10 protein-coding genes are annotated in these 13,049 nt (G+C 70.1%); 9 read left to right on the plus strand and 1 reads right to left on the minus strand.

The window, feature by feature from the left end; all coding sequences use genetic code 11:
- The first annotated feature begins 34 nt into the window (after positions 1–34).
- A complete protein-coding gene (locus KO717_RS23955) occupies positions 35–2,656 on the plus strand; it encodes a valine--tRNA ligase (RefSeq protein WP_301371151.1) in 2,622 nt (873 codons plus the stop codon).
- A 183-nt stretch (positions 2,657–2,839) separates the two neighbouring features.
- Positions 2,840–3,988, plus strand: coding sequence for a sensor histidine kinase (locus KO717_RS23960; protein ID WP_301371153.1), 1,149 nt, complete (start codon positions 2,840–2,842; stop codon positions 3,986–3,988).
- Between the two features lie 196 nt (positions 3,989–4,184).
- On the opposite strand, the gene KO717_RS23965 is transcribed toward KO717_RS23960, so the two are convergent.
- Entirely contained in the window at positions 4,185–5,234 is a 1,050-nt protein-coding gene (locus KO717_RS23965; protein ID WP_301371155.1) for a rod shape-determining protein, read from the minus strand.
- A gap of 117 nt (positions 5,235–5,351) precedes the next feature.
- Here KO717_RS23965 and folC point away from each other — a divergent pair, with 117 nt between their 5' ends.
- The 7 genes from folC to mrdA all read left to right on the plus strand — a co-directional run bounded on the left by folC (position 5,352) and on the right by mrdA (position 13,049).
- Entirely contained in the window at positions 5,352–6,890 is a 1,539-nt protein-coding gene (gene folC / locus KO717_RS23970; protein ID WP_437184568.1) for a bifunctional tetrahydrofolate synthase/dihydrofolate synthase, read from the plus strand.
- Between the two features lie 3 nt (positions 6,891–6,893).
- Entirely contained in the window at positions 6,894–7,262 is a 369-nt protein-coding gene (locus KO717_RS23975; RefSeq protein WP_301371157.1) for a DUF4233 domain-containing protein, read from the plus strand.
- 64 nt (positions 7,263–7,326) lie between these two features.
- The gene (gene ndk, locus KO717_RS23980) at positions 7,327–7,737 is read left to right on the plus strand and encodes a nucleoside-diphosphate kinase (RefSeq protein ID WP_301371159.1); all 411 of its coding nucleotides are present in this window, start codon (positions 7,327–7,329) and stop codon (positions 7,735–7,737) included.
- A gap of 296 nt (positions 7,738–8,033) precedes the next feature.
- The gene (locus tag KO717_RS23985; protein ID WP_008738981.1) at positions 8,034–9,053 is read left to right on the plus strand and encodes a rod shape-determining protein; all 1,020 of its coding nucleotides are present in this window, start codon (positions 8,034–8,036) and stop codon (positions 9,051–9,053) included.
- A gap of 133 nt (positions 9,054–9,186) precedes the next feature.
- Positions 9,187–10,134 (plus strand): rod shape-determining protein MreC, encoded by a 948-nt coding sequence (mreC, locus tag KO717_RS23990; protein ID WP_301371167.1) that lies wholly within the window; start codon positions 9,187–9,189, stop codon positions 10,132–10,134.
- A gap of 13 nt (positions 10,135–10,147) precedes the next feature.
- Positions 10,148–10,855 carry a rod shape-determining protein MreD gene (gene mreD / locus KO717_RS23995; protein WP_301371169.1) on the plus strand — a complete coding sequence of 236 codons (708 nt, stop codon included), beginning with the start codon at positions 10,148–10,150 and terminating at the stop codon, positions 10,853–10,855.
- A gap of 13 nt (positions 10,856–10,868) precedes the next feature.
- Positions 10,869–13,049 carry a penicillin-binding protein 2 gene (mrdA, locus tag KO717_RS24000; protein ID WP_301371171.1) on the plus strand — a complete coding sequence of 727 codons (2,181 nt, stop codon included), beginning with the start codon at positions 10,869–10,871 and terminating at the stop codon, positions 13,047–13,049.

Genomic DNA, 13,049 nt, shown 5'->3' on the forward strand with positions numbered 1-13,049 from the left:
ATGACTGGACTGTTACCGCTCTAAACTGTGCCCCGTGACCGAGAACACGCAGACACCCAGCAGCCCCACCTCCGAACTGCCGACCACGTACGCGCCGGCCGAGGTAGAAGGGAAGCTCTACGAGCGCTGGGTAGAGCGCGGTTACTTCGAGGCGGACGCCAAGAGCGAGAAGCCTCCGTACGCGATCGTCATTCCGCCGCCCAACGTCACCGGCAGCCTGCACCTGGGCCACGCCTTCGAGCACACGCTGATCGACGCCCTCACCCGCCGCAAGCGCATGCAGGGCTACGAGACGCTGTGGCAGCCCGGCATGGACCACGCCGGCATCGCCACCCAGAACGTCGTCGAGCGCGAGCTCGCCAAGGAGGGCAAGTCCCGCCACGACCTCGGCCGGGAGGCCTTCGTCGAGCGCGTCTGGCAGTGGAAGGGCGAGTCCGGCGGTCAGATCTCCGGCCAGATGCGCCGCCTCGGCGACGGCGTCGACTGGTCCCGTGAGCGCTTCACCATGGACGAGGGCCTCTCCGAGGCCGTTCAGACCATCTTCAAGAAGCTCTACGACGACGAGCTGATCTACCGCGCCGAGCGCATCATCAACTGGTGCCCCCGCTGCCTGACCGCGATCTCCGACATCGAGGTCGAGTACCAGGACGACGAGGGCGAGCTCGTCTCGATCCGCTACGGCGAGGGCGACGCGTCCATCGTCGTCGCGACCACCCGCGCCGAGACGATGCTGGGTGACACGGCCGTCGCCGTCCACCCCGAGGACGAGCGCTACAAGCACCTCGTCGGTACCGAGATCGAGCTGCCGCTCACCGGTCGCCGCATCCCGGTCGTCGCCGACGAGCACGTCGACCCGGAGTTCGGCACCGGCGCCGTCAAGGTGACCCCGGCGCACGACCCGAACGACTTCGAGATCGGCCAGCGCCACAACCTGCCGAACCTCGCCGTCATGGACGAGCGCGCGGTCATCACCGCCCACGGCCCCTTCCAGGGCCTGGACCGGCTGGAGGCCCGCTCCGCCATCGTCGGCGCGCTGCGCGCCGAGGGCCGCATCGTCGCCGAGAAGCGCCCGTACACGCACTCCGTCGGCCACTGCTCGCGCTGCAAGACCACCATCGAGCCGCGCCTGTCGATGCAGTGGTGGGTCAAGGTCGGCCCGCTCGCCAAGGCCGCCGGTGACGCGGTCCGCAACGGCGAGGTCAAGATCCACCCGCAGGAGATGGAGAAGCGGTACTTCGACTGGGTCGACAACCTCCACGACTGGTGCATCTCGCGCCAGCTGTGGTGGGGTCACCGCATTCCGGTCTGGTACGGCCCGAACGGCGAGGTCGTCTGCGTCGGACCGGACGAGCAGCCGCCCGCCGGCGAGGGCTGGACCCAGGACACCGACGTCCTGGACACCTGGTTCTCCTCGGGCCTGTGGCCGTTCTCCACGCTCGGCTGGCCGCAGCAGACCGACAGCCTGGCGAAGTTCTACCCGAACGCCGTCCTGGTCACCGGCTACGACATCCTCTTCTTCTGGGTCGCCCGGATGATGATGTTCGGCCTGTACGCGATGGACGGCACCCCGCCCTTCCACACCATCGCCCTGCACGGCATGGTCCGTGACGAGCGCGGCAAGAAGATGTCGAAGTCCTTCGGCAACGTGGTCAACCCGCTGGACTGGATGGACAAGTACGGTTCCGACGCGGTCCGCTTCACCCTGGCCCGCGGCGCCAACCCGGGTATCGACGTCCCGATCGGCGAGGACTGGGTCCAGGCCTCCAGCAAGTTCGCCAACAAGATCTGGAACGCCACGCGTTTCGCGATGATGAACGGCGCCACGACCGAGGGCGAGCTGCCGCCCGTCGAGCAGCTGTCGGCCACCGACCGCTGGATCCTGTCCCGGCTGAACGAGACGGTCGCGCAGGTCGACGCGTACTACGAGGACTACCAGTTCTCGAAGCTCAGCGAGGCGCTCTACCACTTCGCGTGGGACGAGGTCTTCGACTGGTACGTCGAGCTGTCGAAGACGACCTTCTTCGCGGGCGGTGAGCAGGCCAAGGTCTCCGGCCGCGTCCTCGGCGAGGTCGTCGACGTCATGCTGCGCCTGCTGCACCCGGTCGTCCCCTTCGTCACCGAGACGCTGTGGACCACGCTGACCGGCGGCGAGTCCCTCGTCATCGCCGACTGGCCGAAGGACAGCGGCTTCCGCGACGAGGCCGCCGAGGCGGAGATCGCCTCCGTCCAGTCGGTGATCACCGAGGTCCGCCGCTTCCGCAAGGAGCAGGGGCTGCAGGACGGCCAGAAGGTTCCGGCCCGTCTGGAGCTGGGCGCCACCGCGCTGGGCGCGCACGAGGCGGCCATCCGGCAGCTGCTGCGCCTCCAGCCGGAGGGTGACTCCTTCAGCGCCACCGCGACCCTCCCGGTCGCCGGCGGCACCGTCGCGCTCGACCTGTCGGGCACCATCGACGTGGAGGCCGAGCGCAAGCGCCTGACGAAGGACCTGGGCGCCGCGGAGAAGGAGAAGCAGCAGGCCGAGGCGAAGCTCGGGAACGAGGCGTTCATCGCCAAGGCTCCGGACAACGTCGTGGACAAGATCAAGGGCCGGCTCGCCAAGGCCGAGGCGGACATCGCCCGCCTGCAGGCACAGCTGGAAGGCCTGCCGGCCGCCTAGCAGCCGGAACGTACGCACAGGAGAAGGCCCCCGCGCCGTCGGTCGACGCGGGGGCCTTCGCCGTATCCCTTCCCCGTGCGGGGGCCGGTATCACGACGGACGGCTGTCCGAAGTGCCCTAAATCACTCCGTTTTCGATTCCGGGTGATCCGAACCGAAGCGCTGACCACGGATGATGGAGGACATGCGCGTCAAGCCCGTCGTCCCGGCCTTCGACCGGCTGGTGGCTTCCGGCCGCCGGCTCACCGAGAGCTGGGCCGGCTCGCCGCGGGCCGTGGACGTGCTCACCGCGCTCGGCTGCCTCGGCCTGATGGCCCTCGACCTCCCGGGTCTCGCCGCCGCCGACAACTCGCTGACCGGGCCCACCGCCGCCGTCGTCCTCGCCCTCGGCTGCACCACCCTGCTGGTGCGCCGCCGGCAGCCCTGGATCTCGTACCTGGCCGCGCTGCTCTTCATCGGATGGCTGCACGAGCTCACCCTGATCCAGTTCGCCCTCTACTCGGTCGGCCGCTACCGCGGGCGCCGGGCCGGGATCCTCGCCACGCTGGGCTACGTCGCCTTCGCGCTGGTCATGTTCGTCCTGCCGGGCTGGCCCGAGCCCGCGGGGCAGACCCTCAGCGGGTTCCTCAGCGTGGTCGTGCCCATCGGGGTGCTCGCCTCCGCGGTGGGCATCGCCGCCTACCGGCACGACCTGGTGGGGGAGCTGACCGCCCGGCGGGCCGAGTCCGCCGTGCTCCACGCCGTCCAGCAGGAGCGCACCTCCGTGGCCCGCGACGTCCACGACTTCGTCGGGCGCGAGCTGACCCTGCTCACCGTCCGCTCCGAGGTGCTGTCGATGCGGGCGCGCGAGACGGCGTACGGGCCGGACTTCGAGGAGCTCGCCGACACGGCGCGGCGGGCCCATCTGGTGCTCAACGAGATCATCGTGCAGCGCGGGGAGCGGGCCTCGACCCCGGGCGTGGACGGGCTGCCGGCGCTCGCCGAGGAGAGCGGGCGGGCCGGTTCGCCCGTCCGGCTCGCCATGGACCGGGACGTGCACGGGCTCTCCCCGCTGCGGCAGGCGGCGGTCTACCGGGTGGTGCAGGAGTGCCTGACCAATGCCGCCAAGCACGCGCACGGGGAGACCATCGACGTGTCGATCACGGCGGACGGCCCGCGGCTGCGGATAGCGGTCAGCAACGCGCTGCCGGCCCGGACCCCGGGCCGGGCCCCCGTCTCGGCGGGCTCGGGCACGGCGAGCATGTCCGAGCGCGTACGGAGCCTGGGCGGGACCCTGACGGCGACGCGCACGCGGGACTCGTACGAGGTCGTCGCCACCCTCCCGCGAGGCTGACCTCTCTAGGCCGTCTCTTTCGGATCTTGCCTGACCCGCGCCGCCTGGCACCGCACCTCATCCCCCAGACTCCGTCCGGGGGGACCCCCAGGTTGTCGGAGCACCCAAGTACGTCCGGTACTCGGGCGCCCCTCCGCCTTGCGAGGCACGGCACCAGACGACGCGGGCTTAACCGGCAAGATCCGAAAGAGACGGCCTAGCCCCGGGCCATGGCCGGCAGGCCGCCCAGGGTGTCCAGGTCCTCCACGCACCGGCCGGAGCCGAGCGCCACGCAGTCCAGCGGGTTGTCCGCGACGAAGACCGGGATGCCCGTGGCGGAAGCCATCCGCAGGTCCAGGCCGGGCAGCAGCGCGCCGCCGCCGGTCAGCACGATGCCGTGCTCCATCACATCACCGGACAGCTCCGGCGGGCACTCCTCCAGGGTGGTGCGCACGGCGGCGATGATCGCCTCGACCGGCTCGTCGAGGGCGGCACGCACGTCCTCGGCGCTCAGCACGAGCGTCTTCGGCATGCCGCCGACTTTCTCGCGGCCGCGCACGGTGAAGGTGCGCGTCTCCAGCTCCGGCCGGTCCGGGACCGGCCAGGCCGATCCGATGCCGAGCTTGACGTCCTCGGCGGTGCGCTCCCCGATGAGCAGCGCGTGTTCCTTGCGTACGTGGTCCATGACCGCCGCGTCGAGCCGGTCCCCGCCGACACGCAGCGACCTGGACGTGACGATGCCGCCCAGGGAGATGACGGCGACCTCGGAGGTGCCGCCGCCGATGTCCACGACCATGGAGCCACGGGGTTCGGCCACGGGCAGCCCGGCGCCGATCGCCGCGGCCATCGGCTCCTCGATCAGGTGCACGACCTTGGCTCCGGCCCGTGTGGCCGCCTGGACGATCGCCCGCCGCTCGACCGGGGTGACACCGGAGGGCACGCAGATCACCATCCGGGTGCGGGGCCGCCGGCCGGGGACGGCCTTGCGGACGAAGTGCCGGAGCATCTCCTCCGCGGCCTCGTAGTCGCAGATCACACCGCCCCTGAGCGGGCGGATCGCCGTGATGGAGCCGGGGGTGCGGCCGATGGTCTCCTTGGCGTCGGTACCGACGGCCAGGGCGGTGGTGGTGCCCGCCTTCACGGCGACCACGGACGGCTCATCGAGGACGATCCCGTGCCCCCGTGCGTAGACGAGGGTGTTGGCGGTGCCCAGGTCGATCCCTATGTCGCGGCTGGATGCTGTCTTGTTGCTGCTGGCCTGCGGCATTTATTCCCCTAATCTCCTGCCGCAAGGCTTGCATAACGATCCGGTCGCCCCGGGCGCCGGAGGTCCCGAAACGGCCGGGCCGAAAGTCCCCCGGGTCCCCGTCCGTAGACTGGCCCTGTGAGTGACCAGCAGCCCGAGAGCCACGACCGCGACGACAACGACGACCTCGCCGGAACCTTCGACGAGTTCGACCAGATCGTGGCGGAAGAGTCCGACCGCGACCCCGACCTGGCGGTGATCGAGGCCGGCAGCCGCACCCTGCGCGCCCAGGCCGGACCGCCCCAGGGCGACCCGGTACCCGCCCGGCCCGTCGACCCCGAGGTCGCCAAGGCGCTGCTGGAGGTGGAGCAGGAGCTCGCCACCCGCTGGGGCGAGACCAAGCTGGAGCCCTCGGTGTCGCGGATCGCGGCGCTGATGGACGTGCTGGGCGAGCCGCAGCGCGCGTACCCGTCCATCCACGTCACCGGCACCAACGGCAAGACGAGCACGGCCCGCATGATCGAGGCCCTGCTGAACGCCTTCGAGCTGCGCACCGGGCGCTACACCAGCCCGCACGTGCAGTCGATCACCGAGCGGATCAGCCTCGACGGGGCGCCGATCACCGCCGAGCGGTTCGTCGAGACGTACCACGACATCAAGCCGTACGTGGAGATGGTCGACGCCTCCGAGGAGTACCGGCTGTCCTTCTTCGAGGTGCTCACCGGGATGGCCTACGCGGCCTTCGCGGACGCCCCGGTGGACGTGGCCGTGGTCGAGGTCGGCATGGGCGGCAGCTGGGACGCGACCAACGTCATCGACGCGTCCGTCGCCGTGGTCACCCCGATCAGCCTGGACCACACCGACCGGCTCGGCTCCACGCCCGGTGAGATCGCCGTGGAGAAGGGCGGCATCGTCAAGCAGGACGCGACCGTGATCCTGGCCCAGCAGCCGGTGGACGCGGCGCAGGTGCTGCTGAAGAAGGCCGTCGAGGTGGACGCCACGGTGGCCCGCGAGGGCATGGAGTTCGGCGTCGTCTCGCGCGAGGTCGCGGTCGGCGGCCAGCAGCTGACGCTGCGCGGTGTGGGCGGCGAGTACGACGGCATCTTCCTGCCGCTGTACGGCGCGCACATGGCGCACAACGCGGCGGTGGCGCTGGCCGCCGTCGAGGCCTTCTTCGGGATCGGCCAGGAGCACGCCCGGGTCCTGGACGTGGACACCGTGCGCAAGGCCTTCGCCTCGGTGTCCTCGCCGGGCCGCATGGAGGTCGTGCGGCGCAGCCCTACGGTCGTCCTGGACGCCGCCCACAACCCGGCGGGCGCGGTGGCCACCGCGGAGGCGGTCACCGAGTCCTTCGGCTTCAGCCGGCTGATCGGCGTCGTGGCCGCGAGCGAGGGCAAGGACGTCCGCGGGGTGCTGGAGGCCTTCGAGCCGATCTTCGCCGAGGTGGTGGTGACGGAGAACTCCAGCCACCGGGCGCTGGGCGCGGACGAGCTGGCGGCCGTCGCGGTCGAGGTCTTCGGCGCGGACCGGGTGCAGGTGGAGCCGCGGCTGGACGACGCCCTGGAGGCGGCGATCACCCTGGCGGAGGAAGAGGCCGAATACGGTGGGGCCGGGGTCCTGGTGACCGGTTCCGTGATCACGGTGGGCGAGGCCCGCCTGCTGCTGAAGAGGGGCTGAGGGATGCGCACGCTGTGTGCGAGCACGCTGATCGGCGAGTTCTTCGTGATCGGCTTCGCGGGGCTGGTGGCGATGAAGGACCCCGATCTGACCCAGGCCTCGGTCTGGACGGTGTGCGGGGTCACCATGCTGCTGTCGGTGCTGCTGTGCGGGATGCTGTCGCGTCCCGGGGCCGTCCAGCTGGGCTGGGCCCTGCAGATCGGCCTGATCGTGAGCGGGTTCGTCGTCCCGACGATGTTCTTCCTTGGTGCGGTGTTCGCCGGGCTGTGGTGGTGCTCCGTGCACTACGGCCGCAAGATCGACACGATCAAGGCGCGCTGGGCGGCCGCTCAGGAGGCGCAGGGCGCGCCCGGGGCGCCTGACGCTGCGTGACGGGTCACCGGATCGGCCCTGTAGATTCGCCCTACCGCACCCGTTTGCCGCAAGGAGCCGCAACATGACCCAGCGCACCCTCGTCCTGCTCAAGCCCGACGCCGTCCGTCGTGGTCTGGTCGGCGAGATCATCGGCCGCATCGAGCGGAAGGCCGGCTGGACCATCCCCGCACTGGAGCTGCGCACGCTGGACCAGGAGACCCTGGAGGCGCACTACGGCGAGCACAAGGGCAAGCCGTTCTACGAGCCCCTCATGGGCTTCATGGCGAGCGGCCCGACCGTCGCCCTGGTGGTCGAAGGTGAGCGGGTGATCGAGGGTGTCCGCCAGCTGGCCGGACCCACTGACCCGATCGCCGCAGCGCCGGGCTCCATCCGGGGTGATTTCGGCACGATCACGCGTGAGAACCTGATCCACGCCTCGGACTCCGAGGAGTCCGCCGAGCGTGAGCTGAAGCTGTTCTTCCCGGCGCTCTGAGCACGCTTTCCTGACGGAACATCAGCCGAATAGCGCTCATGACCTGGGGCGACCGAAGTAATTTCGGTCGCCCTCCGGTATTTCCGGGCCGAAGCGGGAACGCCTGGGCAGGACACGTCGTCACCACTGAGGGGGCGGGTATCCATTCCGGCGGGATTGCCGGAGTCCCGTCGCGCGGTCTTCGTACTTGCGGCACTACGATGGGGCCTCCACCCACACACCCACCTCGCCGACCTGACAGCAGCCGCTATCAACTGGAAGGCCAGACGCTCCTCATGGGGAACAAGGGGAACAAAATGTCGTTCATCGGCCGTGACATGGCGATCGACCTCGGGACCGCCAACACGCTGGTGTACGTGAGGGGCCGGGGGATCGTCCTGAACGAGCCGTCCGTGGTCGCCATCAACACGAACACCGGTGGCATCCTGGCGGTCGGCTCGGAGGCGAAGAAGATGATCGGGCGCACGCCCGGCAACATCGTCGCCGTACGGCCCCTCAAGGACGGCGTCATCGCCGACTTCGAGATCACCGAGCGCATGCTCCGGTACTTCATCCTCAAGATCCACAAGCGCCGCTACCTGGCCCGACCGCGCGTGGTGGTCTGCGTTCCCTCCGGCATCACGGGAGTGGAGCGACGCGCCGTCATCGAGGCGTCCACGCAGGCCGGCGCCCGCCAGGTGCACATCATCGAAGAGCCCATGGCCGCCGCCATCGGCTCGGGCCTGCCCGTCCACGAGGCCACCGGCAACATGGTCGTGGACATCGGCGGCGGCACCACCGAGGTCGCCGTCATCTCCCTCGGCGGAATCGTCACGGCACAGTCCATCCGGGTGGCCGGCGACGAGCTCGACAACGCGATCATCCAGCACATCAAGAAGGAGTACTCGCTCCTTCTGGGTGAGCGCACGGCCGAGCAGATCAAGATCACCATCGGGTCGGCCTACGACCTCGACAAGGACGAGCACACCGAGATCCGCGGTCGCGACCTGGTCTCCGGTCTGCCCAAGACGGTCGTCATCTCGGCCGCCGAGGTGCGCAAGGCCATCGAGGAGCCGGTCAACGCCATCGTCGACGCGGTCAAGACCACGCTCGACAAGTGCCCGCCGGAGCTCTCCGGCGACATCATGGACCGCGGCATCGTCCTGACCGGCGGCGGCGCCCTGCTGCGCGGCCTCGACGAGCGGCTTCGCCGGGAGACCGGCATGCCGATCCACATCGCGGAGGACCCCCTCGACTCCGTCGCGCTCGGCTCCGGCAAGTGCGTCGAGGAGTTCGAGGCCCTCCAGCAGGTCCTGGACGCCCAGCCCCGTCGCTGACAGATGCCCCTCCCTGCCGGAGGGGCCATGCGGAACACAAGGATCCGCCGTACGGGTGCTACCGGGCCCGTGCGGCGGATCGTTGATATACAGGCAAAAGAGAAATCCGACGAGGAAGGCACGGCCGCCGCACGTGAGGGACACACGAGAAAGCCGGCTGCTCCTGGTGCTTCTGATCGCCATCGCGTTCGCGTTGATCACGGTGGACATCAGGGCAGGCGAGGAGTCGCCGGTCGACGGTGCCCGGCAGGCCGCCGCAGCGGTCTTCGGCCCGGTCGAGGAAGGTGTGGCGACCGCGGTCGATCCGGTCGCCAACGCCATAGGGGCGGTAAGGGACTCCGGCGAGCGCCACAACCGCATCGCCACGCTGGAGCGCGAGAACGCGGCGCTGAAGGCCAAGCTGGGCAGCGAGGACCAGACCCGCAGCCGCATCCACGAGCTCGACGAGATGCTCAAGCGGGCCGGCGCAGGGCAGTACGGCATCAAGGGCGCCGAGGTCATCGCCATAGGAGCGGCCCAGGGCTTCTCCTGGACCGTCACCATCGACGCCGGCACCAAGGACGGCATCGAACGCGACATGACCGTCCTCAACGGGGACGGGCTCGTCGGCCGGGTCAGCACCGTCGGCCCCGACACCGCCACCGTCGTCCTCGCCAACGATCCCGACTTCACCGTCGGCACCCGGCTGGAGAAGACCGGTGAACTGGGCTTCGCCACCGGCCAGGGCGACCGCGCCCTGTCCGTCCAGATGCTCAACGGCAAGGCCAAGGTCAGCCCCGGCGACCGGCTCGTCACCTTCGGCTCGCGCGGCAACAAGCCCTTCGTGCCCGGCGTACCGATCGGCGAGGTGGTCAAGGTCGACCCCTCGCGCGGCGACCTGACCCGCACCGTCTGGGTGCGTCCGTTCGTCGGCTTCTCGCGCCTGGACATCGTCGGCGTCGTGGTGATGCCGCCGCGCGAGGACCCCCGCGACGCGGTCCTGCCGCCCAAGCCCGAGGCACCCAAGCCCACCCCGACGGTCACCGTCACGGTCACCCCGTCCGGGTCCGCCGGCGTGCCCGCCAAGCCGGCCGACGACTAGGAGCAGACCACGCATGCGCTTCAACCGGATCCTGCTCTCGGCCACCCTCGTCGTGGTCGCCCTCGTCATCCAGGTCACCGTCCTGGGCCGGCTCCAACTGCCCGGCGCCGTACCCGACCTGCTGCTCCTCACGGTCGTCTCGCTCGCGCTCGTGTACGGGCACGTCAGCGGCGCGCTCATCGGCTTCGCCGCCGGCCTCCTCGCCGACCTGGCCCCGCCCGCCGACCACGCCGCCGGGCGGTACGCGCTCGTGCTGTGCGTCATCGGCTACGTCGCCGGACTGACCCGCCCCGACGGCGGCCGCTTCCGCTCCGCCTGGGGCCCGATGCTCACCGTCGTCGCCGCCGCGATCGGCTCCACCCTGCTCTACGCGGGCGTGGGCGCCCTCGTCGGCGACACCGCCGCCCGCCACGTGGGCCTGACCGGGCTGGTGTTCACCGCCACCCTCTACGACCTGCTGCTCGCGCCGTTCACCGTGCCGTGGATCATGGCGCTGGCGCGGAAGGCCGAGAACGACCCGATGGCCGTCGAGGCCGGCGGCGGCCCCGCCAACAAGGCCGCCGACGTCTCCGCCGGCTGGCTGGCCGGCGGAACGGGCCTGCGCATCGGCAGCCAGCGCGGCGGCCTGCGCCTGAAGACCGCCCGCTCGCGGGCCAACAAAGCTGTCCGTATAAAGGGGGTCAAAGCGGTCAAGGGTGTGAAGAGCGTCAAAAAGCTGTGAGGGAGGACCAGTCGTGACCAACGCTCCGGAGACCGGACGTACCTCCCGGGTGCAGATCAGGCTCGTCATGATCCAGGTGCTCGTCTTCTCGATGCTCCTCACCCTCGGCGGGCGGCTCTGGTACCTCCAGATCCGCAACGGCGACGAGTACTACCACGAGGCGAAGAGCAACCACGTCCAGCGGGTCGTCCAGCCCGCCGTGCGCGGCTCGATCCTCGACGCCCGCGGGGTCCCGCTCGCCGACAACGAGACCCGCCTCGTCGTCTCCGCCAGCCGCACCGCCCTGATGAAGATGAAGGACAAGGGCAAGGGCGTCATGACCCGCCTCGCCGACGTCCTGGACATGACCCCCAAGGAGGTCATGGACAAGGTCCGGCTCTGCGACTCCCAGACCCCCGCGCCCTGCTGGAACGGCTCCCCGTACCAGCCGATCCCGGTCACCCTCGAAGCCACCACGCAGCAGGCGCTGCAGCTGCGCGAACGCCCCGAGGACTTCCCCGGCATCACCGCCGAGCCCACCGCCGTCCGCCGCTACCCGGCCCCCGGCGGGGCCCGTACCGCACAGGTGCTCGGCTACCTCTCGCCCGTCACCGACGAGGAGATCCAGAAGGCCAAGGACTCCGACTCGCCGCACCTGCGTTCCGACCAGGTCGGACGCTCCGGCATCGAACGCACCTACGACAGGCAGCTGCGCGGCAAGGCCGAGGTCACCTCGTACGAGGTCGACAACCTCGGCCGGGTCATGGGCCAGACCAAGTCCGACCCCGGCGTGGCCGGATCCACCCTCGTCACCAGCATCGACGCCCGGGTCCAGGCCGTCGCCGAGTACGAGCTCCAGGACGCGATGAAGGTCGTCCGCAACGAGACCGACAACATCACCGGCCGCAAGTACGAGGCCGACTCGGGCGCCGTCGTCGTCATGGAGGCCAAGACCGGCCGCATCGTCGCCATGGCCTCCCAGCCCGACTACGACCCCAACACCTGGGTCGGCGGCATCTCCGGCAAGGACTACGCCAGGCTCACCAGCAAGAACTCCAACTACCCGCTGCTCAACCGGGGCATCCAGGGCATGGCCCCCGCGGGCTCCATCTTCAAGGTGGTCTCCGCGAGCGCCGCCGTGCGGGCCGGCTACAAGTTCGACGACAAGTACAACTGCAGCAGCTCCTACAGCCTCGGCGGCCGCAGCTTCGCGAACTTCGAGTCCAAGGGGCACGGCCCCATCACCCTCGGGGACGCCCTCAAGTTCTCCTGCAACACCGTCTTCTACGCCCTGGGCCACAAGGAGTGGCAGCGCGACGGCGGCCTCAGCCCCAAGAAGGACGCCCACGACTGGTTCTACCGGACCGCCCGGGAATTCGGACTCGGCTCCGAGACCGGGATCGACCTGCCGAACGAGGTCACCGGACGCATCCCCGACCGGAAGTGGAAGCAGAACTTCTGGAAGGCCAACAAGAACGCCTGGTGCAAGCAGGGCAAGCGGGGCGGCACCTACGTCGAGCAGATCGCCTACGAGAGCTGCCTCGAAGGCAACCAGCTGAAGGCCTACGACAGCATCAACTTCGCCATCGGCCAGGGCGACGTCCTCGTCACCCCCATCCAGATGGCCACCGCCTACTCCGCCATCAGCAACGGGGGCACCCTCTACAACCCCACGGTCGGCAAGGCCGTGATCAGCCCCGACGGCAAGCACATCGAGATGATCAAGCCCCAGTCGCACGGCCGGCTGCCGATCGACGCCAAGACCATCGGTGACCTCGACCAGGGCCTGCGCTCGGTCGTCGAGCCCGGCGGCACCGCCGCCTGGCGGTTCGGCGGCTGGCCGATGGACAAGATCCCGATGCACGCCAAGACCGGCACCGCCCAGGTCTACGGCAAGCAGACCACCTCCTGGCTGGCGACCTACACCAAGGACTTCACGATCGTCATGACGATCTCCCAGGGCGGCACCGGCTCCGGAGCCTCGGGCCCCGCCGTACGCAACCTCTACAACGCCATCTACGGTCTGACCATGGACGGCAAGCAGGACCCGAAGCGGGCCCTGCTGCTGGGCCCCGAGGCGAAGCTGCCCCGGATCGGGCCCGACGGCTCCATCACCTCCCCGGAGATCCGGCCGTACGTGCGGCCGTCCCCGGAGGATCTTGAGCCGGCCGTGCTCGCAGGGCCGCCAGCACCCCCCGCGGCACGCCAGGACTAA

The sequence above is a fragment of the Streptomyces xanthophaeus genome (assembly GCF_030440515.1).
In the GTDB taxonomy this organism is placed as follows: Bacteria; Actinomycetota; Actinomycetes; order Streptomycetales; family Streptomycetaceae; genus Streptomyces; species Streptomyces kutzneri.